This window comes from Corallococcus terminator, assembly GCF_003611635.1.
Classification (GTDB): Bacteria; Myxococcota; Myxococcia; order Myxococcales; family Myxococcaceae; genus Corallococcus; species Corallococcus terminator.
On record NZ_RAVZ01000756.1, the window covers coordinates 1 to 693 of the forward strand.

The 693-nt window shown below is 72.2% G+C and carries 1 protein-coding gene; it reads left to right on the forward strand.

The window, feature by feature from the left end; genetic code table 11:
- Positions 1 to 131 precede the first annotated feature (131 nt).
- Positions 132 to 668 carry an adenine phosphoribosyltransferase gene (locus D7V88_RS41980; RefSeq protein WP_120545998.1) on the forward strand — a complete coding sequence of 179 codons (537 nt, stop codon included), beginning with the start codon at positions 132 to 134 and terminating at the stop codon, positions 666 to 668.
- Positions 669 to 693 lie beyond the last annotated feature (25 nt).

Sequence of the window (693 nt, forward strand, 5' to 3'; positions counted from 1 at the left end):
CTCCCCCCAGGCGCCACCGTCCAGGGGCACGCCCGGCCGGCCGCCGCTGGGACCCGGACCGAGCCGGACCCCATGGGACCCCACGAACGCCGGCACCCGCACGGACCGTCGTTGCCCCGGAGCCACCGTCCATGTCCTTCGACCCCACGCTCGTCTCCGACCTCCAGGCCGTCCTGCGCGACGTGCCGGACTTCCCCAAGCCCGGCATCGTCTTCAAGGACATCACCCCCATGCTGGCCGACCCGCGCCTCTTCGGCCGCGTCGTCAACGCCATGGCCGCGCCCTTTAGGGGCCAGCACATCACCAAGGTCGTAGGCGTGGAGTCGCGCGGCTTCCTGCTGGGCGCCCCCATCGCGCTGGCGCTGGACGCGGGCTTCGTCCCCGCCCGCAAGCCCGGCAAGCTTCCCCACCGCCGCATCATCGAGCGCTACTCCCTGGAGTACGGCTCGGACGGCGTGGAGATGCACGAGGACGCCCTCCTCAAGGACGAGCGCACCCTCATCGTGGATGACGTGCTCGCCACCGGCGGCACCGCGGACGCCACCGCCCGGCTCGTCCAGCGGCTGGGTGGACAGCTCGTCGGCTTCAGCTTCCTCATCACGCTCGACTTCCTGGAGGGCGCGAAGCGGCTGGGGCCCGACAAGGTGACGTCCCTCCTGTCGTTCTAGGCCTCCCCTGCCCCGACGGCTGCCC

What these genes read in the sequence shown, in the direction of transcription:
- D7V88_RS41980 (WP_120545998.1), top strand. Translation starts at nt 132, where the DNA reads ATGTCCTTCGACCCCACGCTCGTCTCCGACCTCCAGGCCGTCCTGCGC.